General features: G+C 72.1%; 14 protein-coding genes. 3 read left to right on the top strand and 11 right to left on the bottom strand.

Annotated elements, in window-relative coordinates; translation table 11 throughout:
• Window positions 1–519: 519 nt before the first annotated feature.
• Window positions 520–3,429: a leucine--tRNA ligase gene (gene leuS / locus H9640_RS01505; protein ID WP_191789153.1), complete on the bottom strand. Its 2,910-nt coding sequence runs from the start codon at window positions 3,427–3,429 to the stop codon at window positions 520–522.
• Between the two features lie 202 nt (window positions 3,430–3,631).
• Window positions 3,632–4,339, bottom strand: a complete 708-nt coding sequence (locus H9640_RS01500) for a vitamin K epoxide reductase family protein (protein ID WP_191788960.1) — start codon at window positions 4,337–4,339, stop codon at window positions 3,632–3,634.
• Window positions 4,340–4,536: 197 nt separating this feature from the next.
• On the opposite strand from H9640_RS01500, the gene H9640_RS01495 reads away from it, so the two are divergent.
• A complete protein-coding gene (locus H9640_RS01495) occupies window positions 4,537–4,782 on the top strand; it encodes a PLDc N-terminal domain-containing protein (RefSeq protein WP_191788959.1) in 246 nt (81 codons plus the stop codon).
• A 39-nt stretch (window positions 4,783–4,821) separates the two neighbouring features.
• Here H9640_RS01495 and H9640_RS01490 read toward each other — a convergent pair whose 3' ends face one another.
• From H9640_RS01490 to H9640_RS01460, 7 genes are all read right to left on the bottom strand, one after another.
• Window positions 4,822–6,057 carry an MFS transporter gene (locus H9640_RS01490; RefSeq protein WP_318243605.1) on the bottom strand — a complete coding sequence of 412 codons (1,236 nt, stop codon included), beginning with the start codon at window positions 6,055–6,057 and terminating at the stop codon, window positions 4,822–4,824.
• Window positions 6,058–6,227: 170 nt separating this feature from the next.
• The gene (locus H9640_RS01485) at window positions 6,228–6,932 is read right to left on the bottom strand and encodes a metal-dependent transcriptional regulator (RefSeq protein ID WP_318243593.1); all 705 of its coding nucleotides are present in this window, start codon (window positions 6,930–6,932) and stop codon (window positions 6,228–6,230) included.
• A 130-nt stretch (window positions 6,933–7,062) separates the two neighbouring features.
• Window positions 7,063–7,965, bottom strand: coding sequence for a metal ABC transporter permease (locus tag H9640_RS01480; RefSeq protein WP_191788956.1), 903 nt, complete (start codon window positions 7,963–7,965; stop codon window positions 7,063–7,065).
• Window positions 7,962–8,816 carry a metal ABC transporter ATP-binding protein gene (locus H9640_RS01475; protein ID WP_191788955.1) on the bottom strand — a complete coding sequence of 285 codons (855 nt, stop codon included), beginning with the start codon at window positions 8,814–8,816 and terminating at the stop codon, window positions 7,962–7,964. Before H9640_RS01475 ends, H9640_RS01480 begins: the two co-directional genes overlap by 4 nt.
• Before the next feature lie 98 nt (window positions 8,817–8,914).
• On the bottom strand, window positions 8,915–9,883 hold the full coding sequence (locus H9640_RS01470) for a metal ABC transporter substrate-binding protein (protein ID WP_191788954.1): 969 nt from the start codon (window positions 9,881–9,883) through the stop codon (window positions 8,915–8,917).
• Window positions 9,884–10,004: 121 nt separating this feature from the next.
• On the bottom strand, window positions 10,005–10,721 hold the full coding sequence (locus H9640_RS01465; protein ID WP_191788953.1) for a YceI family protein: 717 nt from the start codon (window positions 10,719–10,721) through the stop codon (window positions 10,005–10,007).
• 323 nt (window positions 10,722–11,044) lie between these two features.
• Window positions 11,045–12,619 (bottom strand): MFS transporter, encoded by a 1,575-nt coding sequence (locus tag H9640_RS01460; protein ID WP_404821876.1) that lies wholly within the window; start codon window positions 12,617–12,619, stop codon window positions 11,045–11,047.
• 104 nt (window positions 12,620–12,723) lie between these two features.
• Between H9640_RS01460 and H9640_RS19375 the strand changes: the two genes are divergently transcribed.
• The gene (locus tag H9640_RS19375; RefSeq protein ID WP_191788952.1) at window positions 12,724–13,293 is read left to right on the top strand and encodes a TetR/AcrR family transcriptional regulator; all 570 of its coding nucleotides are present in this window, start codon (window positions 12,724–12,726) and stop codon (window positions 13,291–13,293) included.
• Window positions 13,294–13,628: 335 nt separating this feature from the next.
• Here H9640_RS19375 and H9640_RS01450 read toward each other — a convergent pair whose 3' ends face one another.
• Window positions 13,629–14,261: an SGNH/GDSL hydrolase family protein gene (locus H9640_RS01450; RefSeq protein ID WP_318243592.1), complete on the bottom strand. Its 633-nt coding sequence runs from the start codon at window positions 14,259–14,261 to the stop codon at window positions 13,629–13,631.
• Window positions 14,258–15,085 carry a FadR/GntR family transcriptional regulator gene (locus H9640_RS01445; protein ID WP_191788951.1) on the bottom strand — a complete coding sequence of 276 codons (828 nt, stop codon included), beginning with the start codon at window positions 15,083–15,085 and terminating at the stop codon, window positions 14,258–14,260. The genes H9640_RS01450 and H9640_RS01445 overlap by 4 nt, the downstream gene beginning before the upstream one ends.
• Window positions 15,086–15,179: 94 nt before the next feature.
• On the opposite strand from H9640_RS01445, the gene H9640_RS01440 reads away from it, so the two are divergent.
• On the top strand, window positions 15,180–16,808 hold the full coding sequence (locus tag H9640_RS01440) for an ABC transporter substrate-binding protein (RefSeq protein WP_191788950.1): 1,629 nt from the start codon (window positions 15,180–15,182) through the stop codon (window positions 16,806–16,808).
• Window positions 16,809–16,851 lie beyond the last annotated feature (43 nt).

Below are 16,851 nucleotides of genomic sequence, written 5' to 3'. Positions count from 1 at the left end.
CCGTGCCACGTGAAGACCTCGAGCGCCGGCTGGTTGCACGCGTGGGCGACGATGTCCTTCCTCTGCGGCCGCACGTCCCGGCGCGGAACGACGACGTGCAGGCGTTCTAGCGTCTCGTGACCTCCGGCGGATCCACGGTCCAACCGCCAGGGCACCTCGATCCCGAGCAACCTGAGCGCTGTGACGTGGCTGAACGCGGCGGACGGCGGCAAGATCTCCAGAGCGGCGCGGCACCGGGCGGCGACAGTGTCGACACTGCCGGTCGGCACGCGCACTCCGCGGATCGGCGCCTCCCACCAGGGCCGGCCCAGGTCGTGGCGTGTCAGCCCATGACTCGCTGCGTCCCGCGAGCGGAGCACGACCGATGGCATCTGAGGATTCGTCATGCGGCCACGATGCGCCGATCGGCGGCGCCATAGTGGTGAGCCGACGAATCTGTGGACAACGCGCCCTTGAGTGCATGATTCGGCTGCGACTCGCCCGGCGAGTCGCAGCCGAATCATGCACTCGACAGAAATGTCAGGCAGGGACCACGTTCACCAGCTTCGGCGCGCGGACGATCACCGTGCGGATCCCCCGCCCGTCGAGCGTGCGCTGCACGTTCGCGTCGGCCAGGGCCAGCTCACGCAGCTCGTCGTCACCGATCGACGGCGGGACCTCGAGCCGGCTGCGCACCTTGCCCTGGACCTGCACGACGCACGTCACGGTGTCCTCGACCAGGTACTCGTCGAGCGCGACCGGGAAGGGCTCGTGCGCGAGCGACTGCGGGTGCCCGAGCCGCGACCACAGCTCCTCCGCGATGTGCGGCGCGATGGGCGCGACCATGAGGATCAGCGGCTCGATCGCCTCGCGCGGCACGCGGTCCAGGCCCGTGAGGTGGTTGTTGAGCGCGATGAGCTTGGCGATCGCCGTGTTGGAGCGCATGTGCTCCATCTCGACGCGCACGTCCGCGATGGTCCGGTGGACCAGGCGCAGGGTCGCGACCTCGGCGGGCTCGTCGGAGACCGTGGTCTCCCCCGTGTCCTCGCTGACCACGTTGCGCCACAGCCGCTGCAGGAACCGCTGCGAGCCGACGACGGCGCGCGTGTCCCAGGGGCGTGACAGGTCGAGCGGTCCCATGGACATCTCGTACACGCGGAACGTGTCGGCGCCGTAGGCCTCGTACATGTCGTCGGGCGTCACGACGTTCTTGAGCGACTTGCCCATCTTCCCGTACTCGCGGTTGACGGGCTCGCCCTTCCACAGGTACCGGACCTCGTCGCCGCTGTTCTCTTCGACGACCTCTTCCGCCGGCACGTACGCACCGCGCGCGTCGGTGTAGGCGTAGGCCTGCACGTAGCCCTGGTTGAAGAGCTTGTGGAACGGCTCGGTGCTGGTCACGTGCCCGAGGTCCAGGAGGACCTTGTGCCAGAAGCGCGCGTACAGCAGGTGCAGCACGGCGTGCTCGACGCCGCCCACGTACAGGTCGACGCCGCCCGCGGGTCCGGCCGTGGCGTTGTGGCCGGGGCCGGTCCAGTACTTCTCGAGCTCGGGCGAGGCCATGTGCTCGGTGTCCGCGGGGTCGAGGTAGCGCAGGTAGTACCAGCATGACCCGGCCCAGTTGGGCATGGTGTTGGTGTCGCGGCGGTAGGTCTTGGGACCGTCGCCCAGGTCGAGCGTGACGTTGACCCAGTCCTCGTTGCGGCCCAGCGGCGGCTCGGGCGAGGAGTCGGCGTCGTCGGGCTCGTAGGTGCGCGGCGAGTAGTCGGGGACCTCGGGCAGGTTGACGGGCAGCAGCGAGTCGGGCAGCGCGATCGGCTGGTCGTTCTCGTCGTAGACGATGGGGAACGGCTCGCCCCAGTAGCGCTGGCGGCTGAAGAGCCAGTCGCGCAGGCGGTAGGTGATGGTGCCGGTGCCGATGTTCCTGGCCTCGAGCCACTCGATCATGGCGCGCTTGGCGTCGGGCACGCTGAGGCCGTCGAGCGAGATCTCGTCGTTGGACGAGTTGACGATCTCGCCGTCGCCGGTCCAGGCGCCCTCGTGGTCCTCGGGGGCCGCGACCGTACGGATCACGGGCAGCTCGAAGGCCTCGGCGAACGCGTGGTCGCGCTCGTCGCCGCCGGGGACGGCCATGATGGCGCCCGTGCCGTAGCCCATGAGGACGTAGTCGGCCGTGAACACGGGGATGAGCGTGCCGTTGACGGGGTTCACGGCCAGGTGGCCCGTGAAAACGCCCGTCTTCTTGCCCGCGTCGGCCTGGCGCTCGACCGCGGTCTTGGCCGCGGCCTCCTTGCGGTAGGCGGCGACGGCGTCGATCGGGGTCGCGTGCCCGCCGGTCCACACGTCACGCGTACCGTCGGGCCACTCGGCGGGGACCTCGTCGAGCAGGGGGTGCTCGGGCGAGACGACCATGAACGTCGCGCCGAACAGGGTGTCGGGGCGCGTCGTGAAGACCTCGACGTCCTGGTTTCCTGCCGCGCCCACGCCGTCGATCGCGAAGCGCACGGTGGCGCCCTCGCTGCGGCCGATCCAGTTGCGCTGCATCGACTTGACCTTCTCCGGCCAGTCGATGAGGTCCAGGTCGTCGGCCAGGCGGTCCGCGTACGCGGTGATGCGCATGTTCCACTGGCGCAGGCTGCGCTGGAAGACGGGGAAGTTGCCGCGCTCGGAGCGGCCGTCGGACGTGACCTCCTCGTTCGCGAGCACGGTGCCCAGTCCGGGTGCCCAGTTGACGGGCGACTCGGACACGTAGGCCAGGCGCTGCGGGTCGATCACGGCGCGCTGCGCGACGCGGTCGAGGTCCGCCCAGCGGGTGCCCTCAGGGTGGCCGGGGACGGCACGCGTACCTGCGTCGTACTCGGCCTCGAGCTCGGTGATGGGGCGCGCACGGCCCGTGCCGCCGTCGGGACGCACGGCGTCCTCGTCGTACCAGGCCTCGAAGATCTGCAGGAAGATCCACTGGGTCCAGCGGACGTACTCCGGGTCGATCGTCGCGAACGAGCGGCGCGAGTCGTGCCCCAGGCCCAGGCGGCGCAGCTGGCGCTTCATGTTGGCCATGTTGGCCTCGGTCGTGACGCGCGGGTGCTGGCCGGTCTGCACCGCGAACTGCTCGGCGGGCAGGCCGAACGCGTCGTAGCCGAGGGCGTGCAGGACGTTGTCGCCGCACATGCGCCGGAAGCGCCCGACGACGTCGGTCGCGATGTACCCGAGCGGGTGCCCGACGTGCAGGCCCGCGCCCGAGGGGTACGGGAACATGTCCATGATGAAGTAGGGCGAGCGCCCGTCGGCGTGCTTGCCGTCGCCGTCGGTGAGGTGCCCCGAGGGGTTGGCCGCCCAGAACGTGCCGCGCTCCTCCCACGCGTCCTGCCACCGGAGCTCGATGTCCTGCGCGAGCGCGGGCGTGTATCGGTGGGAGGTCGTCTCGGGCGAGGACGCGGGGGCGTCGTGCACGGACTCGGCGGGGTTCTCGGGGGCGGGGTTCTCAGGCGTGCTCACCCCGCGAGTTTACCGTTCGGCGGGGCGTCGTCCGGCAGGCGGGCGCGGGCTGGACGCCCACGTCCCCCCCTGCCCGACGGCGCCGCTCGCCCACGGCGTCGAGGCCCGTCCGCCCCCGTCCTCCCGGGCGGACGGGGGCCGTCGGAAGGCGTGCCGGTCAGACCGTCTGGAGGTACTCGACGATCGTGGGGCCCATCTCGAGGAAGACCCAGGCCACGAGGAGGACGTACAGCACCGCGAGGAGCGTGCCCTTGTTGTCGACGATCACGCGGCGGACCCCCTCGGAGACCTTGAGGTACCCCCCCTGGACGGCGTGCACGACCTGGAACCAGAAGATCGGCAGCATCGCGGCCCACACGACCATGCAGAACGGGCAGAGCACGACGAGCACGTAGAGGCTGGTCCACACCAGGAAGACGACGAGGCCCATGGCGAGAGTCGTGACGGCGAGCAGGGTGAGCCAGAACCAGCGGGGCAGCCGCGCGCCGGTGAGGACGACGACGCCGATCGTCATGACCACGGGGAAGGCCGCGACGCCGAGGAACGGGTTGGGGAACCCGAGGAGCGCCCCCTGCCAGGACGCCATCGCGGGGCCGCAGTCGAGGAACGGGTTGAGCGAGCAGGCCGCGACGTGGTTCGGGTCGATGAGCTTGAGGTAGCGCTCGATCGCGAGCCAGGCGGCGCCGACCAGCCCGACGGCGCCCGCGACCAGGAGGATCCAGCCGAAGGCGCGGGGGGTGAGGTTCTTCGCGTCGACGTCGGGGACCCGGGGGCCGCCCCCCTCGTCCGCGGCGAGGTCGGCGGAGTCGCCGGTGGTGCCCGGGGTGCGCCCGGTGCGGGAAGGACGGGTGGGGCTCTCGCTCACGAACCGCTCCTGAAGGGTCTGCGCGTGCACTTCCGGCACACAGGTGGGCCCAAGGTACCGGCGATGTCTGGGGCTTGGCTGAACGCTCCACGTACGCGCGGCGTCACGAGGCCGTAGCACGCGTGCCGCGCGTGTCGGGTGGAGCACGCGTAGCGTCGTGGGCACAGGACGTCGTACCGAGAGCGGAGGGGTTGTTCATGGCGCACAAGAAGGCGCACAAGAAGTCGTGGAGCGAGTTCAGCGGCGGCAAGAAGGTCGTGATGGTGGTGCTCTCGCTCGTGCAGATCACGCTCACCGTCGCCGGTTACCGCGACCTGGCCCGGCGGCCCGCCGACGAGGTCGAGGGCCCGAAGATCGCGTGGGGTGTGGCGATGCTGGCGAACTGGGTGGGTCCGATCGCCTACTTCGCGAAGGGGCGCAAGGGGCTGGGCCTCAACGCCTGAGGCGCCGCCCCCGGGTGAGCGCGGGAGGGGCGAGCAGGATCACGCCGTGCCGACCGGAGACGGCTCCGCCTGCTCGTCCTCCCGGACGTGCACGACGCGCTGGCGCCCGAACAGGGCGATGATCGCTAGCCCGGCGAGCGTGAGCGCGAGGCCTGTCCACGCGAGGTCGAGGTAGCTCCAGCCCGCCGCGATGACGAGGCCGCCGAGGAACGCCCCGTTGGCGTTGCCCACGTTGAGCGCCGAGTGGCACAGAGCTGCCCCGAGCGACGGGGCGCCGGGCGAGAGGTCCATGAGCCGGGTCTGGAGCGCGAGGCCGAGGATCTGCGACGTCACGCCCAGCAGGAACAGGGACGCGACGGCCGGGACCGGGCTCTGGCCCGTGAGCGCGAAGGCGACGAGGGCTGCGGCCGTCGAGCCGAAGCCGATCCACACGGTCCGCAGGACGTCCTTGTCGGCGAGCCGTCCGCCGACGATCGTCCCGAGCGTCATGCCGAGGCCGAAGATCGCGAGGACCACGGGCACGACCCCGAGCGAGAGGCCCGTGACCTCGGTCATGGTGGGCGCGACGTACGAGTAGACGGCGAACATGCCGCCGAAGCCGATCGCCCCGCCCACGAAGCTGATCCACAGCGGGCCGTTCTTCAGCGCGGCGACCTCCTGGCTCACGCTCGACCCGGTGTCGCCCGCGCCCGCGGGGACCCAGCGCCACAGGGCCGCGAGGGTGACGCCGCCCAGGACGCCGATGAGCACGAAGGCCGCGCGCCAGCCGAGCTGCTGGCCCGCGAACGTCGACAGGGGCACGCCCACGACGTTCGCGATCGTCAGCCCGGTCATCATCATGGCCACGGCGTGGCCGCGCCGCCCGGGACCGACGACGGCGGCGCCGACCGCGGCCCCCACCCCGAAGAACGCGCCGTGCGGCAACCCTGCGAGGAAGCGTCCCGCGATGAGCCACTCGATGGTCGGGGCGGCGGCCGAGAGCACGTTGCCGAGGGTGTAGGCGAGCATGAGCGCGATCAGCAGCTTCTTGCGCGAGACGCGCGCGGCGAGCACGGTGAGCAGGGGCGCGCCGACCACGACGCCCACGGCGTAGGCCGTGATGGCGTGCCCGGTGACCGGGATGGTCGCACCGAGGTCTGCGGCGATGTCGGGCAGGAGGCCCATGGTCGCGAACTCGGTCGTGCCGATCGTGAAGCCGCCCGCGGCGAGCGCGAGCAGCGCGAGCCCGGTCGTCCGTGGACCACGGCGTGCGCCGCCCGCCCGACGACGTCGCACGCCGCCCGGGGCGGGCGCGTCGAGAGTGTCGGTCGGGCCGGGCGCGCTGGTGCTGTCGACGGTCAAGGCGGGACCCCTTCGAGGGTGTTCACGGGCAGGAAGTTGCGGATCGAATCGATTCGAGCCGTTCGCTGACGCCGTCGGCAGCATGATGCGGGAAGAACGCCAGTCTAGACGGGGGCGTGGCCCGCCGCGAGGGCCTGCGGCACGACCCACACGCGGGACGCCGCCGGGAGCCCCAGGTGCACGGGGCTCGCCTCGCTCCCCCACGTGATGGACATGGTGCCCGCGTACTCGCGCCGCTCCTGCACGCAGACCTCGGCATCGAGCCCCAGGCCCAGCTCCGCGAGGTAGCGCAGCACGTCCGGGTCCGCGTCCGAGATGCGCGCGACGACGGCGCAAGCCCCCGGGTCGAGCTCCGAGAGCCGGACCGCCGCCGGGCGCGGGACGTGTCCCGCGGCGGTCGGGATCGGGTCGCCGTGCGGGTCACGCGTCGGATGGCCGAGCAGGGCGTCGATCCGGTCGAGCATCAGGTCCGACACCGCGTGCTCCAGGACCTCGGCCTCGTCGTGCACCTCGTCCCACGAGTACCCCAGCTCGGAGACCAGGTACGTCTCGAGGATGCGGTGCCGGCGCACCATCGCGACCGCGTGCGAACGACCCAGGTCCGTGAGCTCGATCGCGCCGTAGCGGGCGTGCACGAGCAGGCCCTGCGAGGACAGCCGGCGCACGGTCTCCGAGACGGTCGAGGCTCCTACGCCCAGGCGGTCCGCGAGCAGCTTCGTGGTCACGGGCTCGTCGGACCACTCCTGCGCCGACCACACCACCTTGAGGTAGTCCTGGGCGACGGAGGTCAGGTCGAGGGGATGGTCCACGGCGCTCACTCTATTTCACGGGCCCGGGCGGGGCCGGGGCGCGCCGCGGGCCGGACGCCGAGGCGCGGGCTCCCGGGGGCGCACCCGCACCCGACCGCTCGCACGCGGCTGACCCCGTCCCCGCCCCCCCTCACCCGGTGACCAGCTCCGCGGTCTCACGCTCCGCCGTCGGGCCCACGGTCTGCACCACGCGCGGGCGGCGCGCCAGGTGCACCACGTACGCGACGGCGAACACGACCCCCTGCGCGACCACGATCGTCGCGGCGCTCGCGGTGTCGAGGTAGTAGCTCGCGTAGATCCCGACGACCGCGCAGCCCACCGCGACGAGCGGCGCCACCACGAGCATGCGGGACATCCGGTCGACCAGGAGGTAGGCCGTGGCGCCCGGCGTGATGACCAGGGCCACGACGAGCACGACCCCGACCGCCTGGAGCGCGACCACCACGGTCAGCGCGAGCGAGCCCAGCAGCAGCGCGGACAGGCGCCTCGGGGAGATGCCGACCGCGTGCGCGTGCACGGGGTCGAACGCGAACAGCGTCAGGTCCCGCCGCTTGAGCACGAGCACCACGGTCGTCAGCGCACCCAGGACCACGACCTGCCACAGGTCCGTGTCCGTGATGCCCAGCATGTTGCCGAACAGGATGTGGCCCAGGTCGATCTGGCTCGGGGTCACCGAGACGAGCACGATCCCGATCGCGAACAGCGTCGTGAAGACCACGCCGATCGCCGCGTCCTCCTTGAGCCGGCTCGTGTCCCGGACCGTGCCGATCAGCGCGACCGCCCCGATCCCGAACACGAGCGCACCCACCGCGAACGGCACCCCGACGATGTAGGACAGCACGACGCCCGGCAGCACCGCGTGCGAGACCGCGTCCCCGAGCAGCGACCAGCCGATCATGATGAGCCAGCAGCTCAGGAGGGCGCACACGATGCTCGCGACCACCGCGACGAGCAGCGCGCGCTGCACGAACTCGTACTCGAGCGGCGCGGCGAGCCACGTCCCCGCGGCGGCGAGCAGGTCGAGCGGGTTCATCGGGCGACTCCTTCGGTCGTCGCGGAGCCGTGCGGCGCCGGCAGGTGGGGCGGGGGGCCGACGGCACCGACGGCGCCGTCGTCGGCCGTGCCGGACTCGCCCCGGGTCGCGGCGAGCGGGTCGATCCCGAACGTGCGGGCAAGGTTCTCAGGGCGCAGCACCACGTCGGGCGGCCCGGTCATGATGACGCGCCGCTGGAGCAGGATCGCGTCGTCGACCAGGTCCGGCAGCGAGGACAGGTCGTGCGTCGAGACCAGGACGGCGCAGCCGGCCGCCGCCAGGCTCCGCAGCACCGTGGTGATCTGCGCCTCCGAGACCTTGTCGACGCCCGCGAACGGCTCGTCGAGCAGCAGCAGCCGCGCGCCCTGGGCGATCGCCCGGGCGACGAAGACCCGCTTGCGCTGCCCCCCGGACAGCCGGCCGATCTGGCGGTGCGCGAGGTCCGCGAGCCCCACGCGCTCCAGCGCGTCGGCCACGGCCCGACGATCCTCGCCCCGTGCGCGGCGCGTCGGCCCGAGCCCTCCGTAGCGGCCCATGGTCACGACGTCGCGCACGTCGACCGGGAACGCCCAGTCGACGTCCTCGGACTGCGGCACGTAGCCGACGAGGCCGTCCTTGCGCGCCGCGTCCGCGTCCCGGCCGTAGATCCGTACGTCCCCGGCCTGGGTCACGCCGTTCCCGCGCGTCATGCCCATGACGGACCGGAACAGCGTCGACTTGCCCGAGCCGTTGGCCCCGATCAGCCCGGTCACGGCGCCGGGCGCGAGAGAGAGCCCCACGTCCTCGAGCGCGAGGACCTCGCGGTAGCGGACGGTGAGCCCGCGGACGTCGAGGGCTGGCGTGGGGTCCATGTGCGGCTCCAGGTCGTCGGGTCGAGCATCTGGTCGGGCATCTGGTCGGGTGCTGGCCGGGTCACGGGTCTCCCCCACGGGCGCCCGGCGAGCGCTCGTCACGACTCGCCTCGCAGCCCCGCGCTGATGACGTGCGCGTCGTGGGTGAGCAGGTCGAGGTAGGTGGGGACGGCGCCGTCGGGCCGGGACAGCGAGTCGACGTAGAGCGTGCCCGCGTACGTCGCGCCCGTCTCGGCCGCGACCTGCCGCTGGGCCGCGGCCGAGACCGTCGTCTCGCAGAACACGGCGCGCACGTCGTTGTCCCGCACGTAGTCGATGACGCGCGCGACCTGCTGCGGCGTGCCCTGCTGGTCGGCGTTGACGGGCCACAGGAACTTCTCGTCGAGCCCGACGTCGCGCGCCAGGTAGGAGAACGCCCCCTCGCACGTGACGAGCGCGCGGGAGCCGGCCGGGACCTGGTCGACCTCGGCCGCGAGCTCGCGACCCACGGTGTCGATGCGTTCGGCGTACTCGGCGGCGTTCGCACGGTAGTCGGCCGCGTTCGCGGGGTCCGCCGCGGCGAACGCCTCGCCGATGTTGCGCGCGTAGATCGCGCCGTTGACGGGCGACATCCACGCGTGCGGGTTGGGGCGCCCGTCGTACGCCCCCGACCCGATCTCGATCACGTCGACCCCGTCGGAGACCGTGACGTGCGGGGCGTCGAGGCGCGCGACGAAGGGCTCGAACCACTTCTCGAGCCCGAGCCCGTTGTCCAGGACCAGGTCCGCGCTCGCGGCGCGGCGCAGGTCCGCGGGCGTGGGCTCGTAACCGTGGATCTCGGCGCCCACCTTGGTCAGGGACGCGACCTCGACGTGGTCGCCGCCGACCTCGCGGGCCATGTCGGCCAGCACGGTGAAGGTGGTCAGGACCCGCAGCGGCCCGACGCCGTCGCTCGCCTCCGCGACGGCGGCGTCACCCGGCAGGGGCTCCCCCGAGGAGGACTCACCCGTGCAGCCTGCGACGAGGAGCAGTGCGGCGAGGCCTCCGAGGACGGGTTTGACCCCTGTGCGAAGTCGAAAGTTCGGCATACCGAACTTTATCCACGTGCACGCTGTCCCGTCGAGCACGACCGGGGGCGCACACGAGATCTCGGCGTCGGACGCTCCCCGCAGCCGTCGAACGGCCCCGGACCTCCTGGACCGCGCAGGCTCAGGGCGCGGGCGTCTGCGCGGGCGCGCCGCGTTCGAGCCGGAGCAGCATCTCGACCGTCCCCGACGGGTCGAGGGTCACGAACGGCAGCTCGGGCACGTGCACGCCGAAGTCGGCGAACGTCACCGGGATGGCCCCGGTGACCTGGACCCCGTCGCCCGAGCGCCGTGCCTCGAGCGTCACGGACACGGGTTCGGTCACGTCCCGGATCGTCAGGGTGCCCCGCGCCTTGACCGTCAGGGGCTCGGCCCGGTTCTCGATCCCCGTGAGGTCGACCGGTTCGGTGAGGATGAACACCGCGTTGGGGAACACGTCGGTCTCGAGGAGGCGCCGGAACGCGTCGTCGCGCACCACGCTGTCGCTCGCGATCGACGCCGTGTCCACCGTGACGTCGGCCCGGACGAGCTCGCCGTCGGTGACCACGAGCGAACCACCGACCGCCTCGGTACGGCCCACGACCGTCCCCTTCTCGCCACTGAGGACCTCGTCGACCCGGTATCCCGCCTGCGAGCCCGGGCTCACGACCCACGTACCGTCCGGGTCGAACGGACCGGGGTCGGGCGACTCGGAGGGCAGGGCGCTCTCTCCGGGGGTCTGGAGACCGAGCGGAGGGGGCGGGTTGCCCGCCGAGATGCGGGCCACGACGTACGGCCCGGCGAGCACGATCACCAGCGCCGCGACGACCGCGACGAGGATCCACCGGGCACCTCTGCTCATGCCCCGTATTCTGCCGTGCCGCGTCCCGCCCTCCGGACCACCGGGGTCCGATTCACCGGGTCCGGCACGTTCGCTCACGGGTCCCTCACCGCTTCGCTCTCCGCGCGGGCCTCGCGCCTGCCGCCCGCACGAACCGACGCGCCTCGACCTCCGGGCGTCCGGCCCCGGACACGTCGGCGCCCTCGAACCCGACCGGTGCGCGTCGGGTCTCGTGGGGCGGGGTGCTGCGTGGGTGGCTCATCACCTCTCACACTTCCCGATCGATCACCCGGGTGCCAGCGGGCACGCCCGGAGGCACCCGGGTGAATGTCCGGCGCGACCTCTCACGCCCGTGCGGAGCGCAGCGCCACGAGGGCGATCGTTGCCGCCACGAGCATGAGCCCGAAGCCGATCCACGACGTGGTCCCCACGCCGCTGCCGAAGGCCTCGTGAGCCGAGGCCAGCAGGGCCTGGGCCTGATCCGCGGGCAGGGTCTCGGCGACCTGCGTCGCGCCGCCGAGCGTCTCGGCGGCCGCGGTCGCGTCCGCGGCGGGCACCCCGTCGGGTACGACGACGTTGCGGTGGTAGGACGCAGTGAGGATGCTCCCGAGGACGGCCGTGCCCAGCACGGCGCCGACCTCGTACGCGGTCTCGGAGATCGCCGAGGCCGCACCGGCCTTGTCCGCCGGGACGGCCGAGACGATCAGGTCGTTCGAGACGGTCTCGGCAGCGCCGATCCCGATCGCGAGGACCACGAACGCGACGACGAGCACCATGAGCGTGCTCGCGCCCGCGCTCAGCGCGACGATCGCGTAGCCCGCCGCGGCGAACAGCAGCGCGACCGCGACCACGTACGACGGACGCACCCGGCGCACGACCCGCACGACGAGCAGGCCCGCGACGATCATCGCGGCCAGCCCCGGCAGCAGCGCGTAGCCGGCCTTCATGGGGCTCAGCCCGAGCACGAGCTGGACGTCCTGCGACACGAAGAACAGGAAGCCCACGAGCGAGAACACCGACAGGAGGTTGATCACGACCGCACCGGAGAACTCCCCCCGGCGGAACAGGCGGACGTCGATCATGGGGTCGGGGCGCCCGAGCTGGCGCCGCACGAACGCCCACCCGGCGGCGACCCCGAGGACGAGCGCACCCACGGCGAGCGCGCTGGGCCCGGACTTGGCGAGGGTCTTGATGCCGAGCACGATCGGCGCCATGGTCGCCATCGAGAGCGCGATCGACAGGACGTCGACCCGGCCCGGGTTCGCGTCCTTCGACTCGGGCACGAAGATCGGCGCGAGGACCAGCAGGAGCAGCAGCACGGGGACCGCGAGCAGGAAGACCGAGCCCCACCACGAGTGCTCGAGCAGGAACCCGCCCGCGATCGGGCCGATCGCGTTGCCGGCCGCGAAGCCCGCGGCCCAGATCGCGATCGCGAGCCGGCGCTCCTCGCGGTCGGTGAAGATGTTGCGCAGCAGCGAGAGGGTCGGCGGCATGATCATGGCGCCGAAGAAGCCGAGCCCCGCACGCGACGCGACGAGGGCCTCGGCGCTGGGCGCGTAGGCCGCGACGACCGAGATCGCGGCGAAGCCGACGGCGCCGATCAGCAGCAGCCGGCGTCGCCCGATGCGGTCCGCGAACGATCCCATCGAGACGAGCAGGCCCGCGAGCACGAGCGGGTAGATGTCGATCATCCACAGCAGCTGGGTCCCCGTGGGGCGCAGCGCCTCGGAGATCTGCGGCAGCGCGAAGGTCAGGACCGTGTTGTCGATCGAGACGAGCAGCACGGGGAGCATGAGCACGGCGAGCGCGATCCACCGGCGGTTGCGGGTCAGGGGCGAGCCGGAGCTCGCGGGGTGCGTCGAAGCGCCCTGGGGGCCGTTCGGGTCCCGGGGCGTCCGGTTGTCCTGGACGAGAGTCACGGGAGCAGTCCTTTCACGTACGAGGACGGCTGGGGCGGCGCTGTGGCGCCGGACTGCCAACCGTCCAGACGGTACAGTAACCGACCGGACGGTACACTTTCAAGATGCCGCCGCCCCCTGCCGCTCGCGCCAAGGTCCTCGAGGCATTCGCCACCCTGCTCGTCACGCAAGGAGAACGCGCGGCCACGCTCGACGCCGTCGCCGCCGAGGCAGGAGTCTCCAAGGGCGGCCTGCTCTACCACTTCGGCTCCAAGGTCGCGCTGGCCGAGGGGCTCATGGGGCTCCTGCGCGAGCTGACCGCCGCGGACGTCGAGACCATGCGCTCGTGGCCGGCCGGCCCGGTCGACTACTTCATCCGGACGTCGGCCGACTCGGACAGCAGCTTCGAGCTCGTCTACGTCGCCGTCTCGCGGCTCGCCCAGGGCAGCTACCCGCAGGCCCGCGCCGCGCTCGACGACGCCCACGACGCGTGGACCGGCGCGGTGCTCGACGTCGTCGGCGACCCCGTCGTCACCCGGGCGATCATGCTCATCGGTGACGGGCTCTACGCCCAGGCCAGCGAGCACTTCGCGAGCGGCGCCTCTCCCTCGGCCGCGGCCCAGGACCGGGCCGGCTCGATCGACGAGCTCCTCGCGCTCATCGACGAGATGATCGCGCTCCGCACCCAGGGCTGAGCCCGCCGAGCCGGGCCCCCGAACCTCCGCGGCGCCGTCGGGCAGCGACCCGCCCCGAACGTGCGGGAGGCGCCGGCCGCCCCCAGTGGCAACCGGCGCCCCTTACCTCCCGCACACCTCATGCGGTCCCCCCGCACTGCGAGCAGTGCGGGGAAATCCCGTACCTCGCCCCGGTCCCACGGTCCGTAGCGTGGGGGCGTCCGGGACGACGACGGTCAGGGAGTGCCCACGGGACACTCACCGACCAGTGTCCCCCCTCGGCCCCGCCTCCGCCAGGCCGGCCCCCTCGGATGTTGCGCAGTGCACACGCGCGGTCGCGTGCCGCGCGCTCCTCCTCAACCCAGCCGCACCACGCTCGTCCAGGCGTCCGCCAGCAGGTCGTGACCTGCCGGGGTGGGGTGCACGCCGTCGTACGCCCAGGCCTGGGGCCCCAGCCCGCTCGTCGCGACGGCCTGCGCGAACGGCCCGTCGGTCGCCACGAGCGCCAGCCCGTACTCGGTCGCGAGCCGCCGCACGACCTGGATCTTGGGGTCCAGGTCCTCGCGCCAGCCCCACTGCTCCGCGCGGACCGGCACCAGGAAGGGCTCGACCAGCACGATCGCGGCGCGGGGCGCCCCGGCGCGGGTCCGGTCGAGCAGGTCGCGGTAGCCGGACTCGAACGCCTCGGTGCTCGTCGCATCCCCTGCGTCGTAGCGGCGCCACGTGTCGTTGATCCCGATCTTGATCGAGACGAGGTCGGGCTCGAGCGCGAGGACGTCGGCGTCCCAGCGCGCCTGCAGGTCCACGACCCGGTGACCGCTCACGCCACGGTTGAGCACCTCGATCCCGCGGCGCCCGCACACGCCGGCGACCCGGGCCGCGTAGCCGTGCCCGAGCCCGAACTCCCCCTCGGCGACCCGCCCGGCGTCGGTGATCGAGTCGCCGATCAGGACGGCTCGCGACCCCGGGGCCAGCACCGCGCGGCTCACGCCGTGCCCGCCTCGGCTGCGGCGGCCGGACGCTCGCCGGACGGTTCCAGCGACGCCCTCACCCCGGCGGACGCCGCACGCTCGGCCTCGACCGTGGCCGCCACGTGGCGCAGCGCGTCCTGGAGCGGCGCGTAGTGCGCGACGACCGCGGCCCGGTACGCGTCGGCATCCCCCGCCTCCGCCGCTCGCAGCATCGCCCCGTGCGCCTTCGCGGTGAGGTCGATCTGCTCGGGTGCGGGCAGCCCCAGCTTGGGCGAGACCACCTGGTGCACGTCCCAGAACGCGGTGCCGAGCTGTGCCACGAGGAAGTTGTCGAGGTGCGCGAGCAGGTGCGAGTGGAACTCGCGGTCCTCCTCGAAGAAGTCCTCACCCCTCTGCGCCTTGCGCTCCATCGCGGCGACGAGGCTCTCGAGGTCGGGGTTCGAGGTCCCGGCCATCTCGGTGACGATCTGCTCGGCCATCGACAGGTCGAGCGCCTGGCGCACCTCGACCACCTCGCGCAGCGCCGAGAAGTCGTCCCCCGGGATCAGCACCCCGCGGAACACCAGCCCTTCGACCAGCGGCTTGAGCGAGAGCTGGCCCACGTAGGTGCCGTAGCCGTGCCGCACCTCGACGATGTCGAGGGCCGCGAGCGTCCTGATCGCCTCGCGGACGTTCGACCGGCTGACACCCAGGAGCGAGCACAGCTCGGCCTCGGTCGGCAGCAGATCACCGGGCCGCAGATGGGCCCGCAGGATGTAGTCCTTGATCTGTTCGGTAGTCGTCGGGGGACGCACCCCCTGACCTCCGAAGCCCAGATGTGACACGGGCTCGGTAGCTGTCATGCGCCTTGACCTCCTCAGAAATTGCCTCTACGGTTCAACCCTACCAGCGTCAGACATCAGACGTCCTATATCTGGAGAGTTCATGGCTACCTCGATGGCGACTAGCACGAACGCGACCGACACCTCTCGCCGGAGCTTCCTCAAGCTCGCCGGCGTGATCGGCGCAGGAGCGGTGATCGCAGGCACGATCGCCGCCTGCGGCGGACCCGCGTCCACCTCGGCCGACCCGCAGACCACCCCCGCCACCGGCGGCGGGGCCAAGCCCAACCTCGACGGCACGATCGAGGCGGGCATCTCCTACGCCCTGTCGACCGGCTTCGACCCCATGACGACGTCCGGCGCCGTGACCATGGCCGCCAACTGGCACGTCCTCGAGGGCCTCGTCGAGCTCGACCCGGCAGCCCGCACGCCCTACGCCGCGCTCGGCAAGGAGCTGCCCAAGAAGATCGACGAGACCACCTGGGAGGTCACGCTGCGCGACGGCGCGACGTTCCACGACGGCTCCCCCGTCACGACCGACGACGTGGTGTTCAGCTTCAACCGCGTCCTGGACCCGGCGAACGCCTCGCTCTACTCCCAGTTCCTGCCGTTCCTCGCCTCGGTCGCCGCCAAGGACGCCAAGACGGTCACCTTCACGCTCAACTACCCGTTCGGGCTGTTCGTCGACCGCGTCTCGGTCGTCAAGATCGTCCCGAAGGCGATCGTCGAGGCCGACCCCAAGGCCTACGACTCGCTGCCCGTGGGCTCGGGCCCGTACAAGCTCACCAGCGCGACGGTCGACGACAAGATCACGTTCGAGCGCTTCGACGCCTACAACGGCTCGCGCCCCGCGCTCGCCAAGGCCATGACGTGGAACCTGCTCTCGGACGCCGCCGCTCGCGTGACCGCGGTCGAGTCGGGCCGCGTCCAGTCGATCGAGGACGTGCCGTACCTCGACGTCGACCGCCTCGCGAACGCCGTCACCGTCGAGTCCGTCCAGTCGTTCGGTCTGCTGTTCATGATGTTCGACTGCACCAAGGCGCCGTTCACCGACAAGCGCGTGCGTCAGGCGTTCTTCCACGCGCTCGACATGGACAAGATCATCAGCACGGGCCTGCTCGGCAACGCGACCGCGGCGACCAGCTTCCTGCACAAGGAGCACCCGTCCTACGTCAAGGCCTCGACGGTCTACTCGCACGACCCCGCCAAGGCCAAGAAGCTCCTGGCCGACGCGGGCGTGAGCGGCCTGACGATCACCCTCCTGACGACCGACACGAGCTGGGTCAAGGACGTCGCCCCGCTCATCAAGGAGGACCTCGACGCGGTCGGGATCTCCACGACGCTCGACATCGGCCAGTCCGGCGGTCAGTACAAGAAGGTCGACGACGGCGGGCTCGAGGTCATGGTCGCCCCCGGTGACCCCTCGGTCTTCGGCAACGACCCCGACCTGCTGCTCCGCTGGTGGTACTCGGGCTCGGTGTGGCCGGTCAAGCGCTACCGCTGGGCCAGCACGCCCGAGTTCGCGGAGGTCACGCGCCTGCTCGACCAGGGTGCCGCCGAGCAGGACGCGGCCAAGCAGAAGAAGACCTGGGGCCAGGTCTTCGACATCCTCTCCGACGAGGTCCCGCTGTACCCGCTGCTGCACCGCAAGCTCCCCACGGCCTGGGAGGACTCGGCGCTGACCGGGTTCAAGCCCATCCCCGTCACGGGCCTGTCCTTCCTGGACGTCTCCCGCACCGCCTGACGTCCCCGTGTTCCGGGTGGCGGGGGGGGGGGGGGGGGGGGGG

It is taken from the genome of Oerskovia gallyi (assembly GCF_014836745.1).
GTDB lineage: Bacteria > Actinomycetota > Actinomycetes > Actinomycetales > Cellulomonadaceae > Oerskovia > Oerskovia paurometabola.
The sequence above is the reverse complement of the archived record's forward strand: the minus strand, read 5'-3'. Positions and strand labels throughout refer to the sequence as shown.